This is a genomic window from Nodosilinea sp. LEGE 07088 (genome assembly GCF_015207395.1).
Classification (GTDB): domain Bacteria; phylum Cyanobacteriota; class Cyanobacteriia; order Phormidesmidales; family Phormidesmidaceae; genus Nodosilinea.
In genome coordinates this window covers 1-1187 of record NZ_JADEWX010000387.1, presented here as the reverse complement: position 1 = coordinate 1187, position 1187 = coordinate 1, and the positions used below count along the sequence as shown (strand labels likewise).

Annotated in this window: 1 protein-coding gene; it reads left to right on the top strand. The window is 62.3% G+C overall.

What is annotated here, in order from left to right:
- Positions 1-66: 66 nt before the first annotated feature.
- Positions 67-1029 (top strand): IS5 family transposase, encoded by a 963-nt coding sequence (locus IQ254_RS31195; protein ID WP_193970011.1) that lies wholly within the window; start codon positions 67-69, stop codon positions 1027-1029.
- Positions 1030-1187: the final 158 nt, after the last annotated feature.

Below are 1187 nucleotides of genomic sequence, written 5' to 3'. Positions count from 1 at the left end.
TAGGGACCCTCTGATTTATCCCTCACGCCCGCTACCATAGCGCACCCTCCGCAGAATGTTCAGCCGATGAAGCAGACGACCTTCGACTCCTTGGCGTATACGGCGAAGAAGAAGCAGACGCGCCGTGAGAAGTTCCTGGCCGAGATGGAGCAGGTGGTGCCATGGTCGGCTCTGTTGGCCTTGATCGAGGAGCACTACCCGAAGGGTGGCAAAGCCGGACGACCGCCGATCCCTGCGGCGGTCATGCTTCGGATCCACTTTCTGCAGCAGTGGTATGCGTTGAGCGACCCAGCGATGGAGGACGCGCTGTACGAGATCGAGTCGATGCGTCGTTTTGTTGGACTGGAGCTCAACGTCGACGCGATCCCGGATGAAACCACGATCCTGAAGTTCCGACGCTTCCTTGAGAAGCACTCGCTGGCGTCGAAGATTCTTGAGGCTGTCAATGCCCACTTGATGGCGCGTGGCATGCAGATGCGTGCGGGCACGCTGGTGGACGCGACGATCATCCATGCGCCGAGCTCGACCAAGAACCGCACGGGCGAGCGCGATCCCGAGATGCATCAAACGAAGAAGGGCAATCAGTGGTACTTCGGCATGAAGGCGCACATCGGCGTGGACTCTCATTCGGGTCTGGTGCGCGTCGTCGTGGGCACGGCGGCCAACACCGCGGACGTCACCCAGATCGGTGCACTGCTTACCGGAGAGGAAGCCACCGTGCATGCGGACGCGGGCTATACCGGGGCGCAGAAGTACGCGAAGGGCAACGCGGAGCTGCACGTCGCGGAGAAGCGCGGCAAGGTCAAGGCCATCGCGGACGCCGTGGTGAAGGAAGCGACGGAGACGCTGGAGCGGCTGAAGGCGCAGCTGCGTGCGCGGGTCGAGCACCCGTTCCAGGTGTTGAAGTGCCAGTTCGGCTTCACCAAGGTGCGGTATCGGGGTCTGGCGAAGAACACAGCGCAGTTGCAGACGCTGTTCGCGTTGGTCAACTTGAAGATGGCGCGCCGCCGATTGGCGGCGGCAGCATGAGTGCGTCCACGGAGCGGGGAATTCCCCCCGATCCGCGGCGAAAGAGCTGAAAGGCGGCATCGAAAGAAAGCCGAGCGCTCGTCCCGAAGGACGAGTGGCGCGAAAAATGGCCCTGCAAGTCTGGCAAGACTGAGCCAACCGTGTAGTTCAGAGGCTCC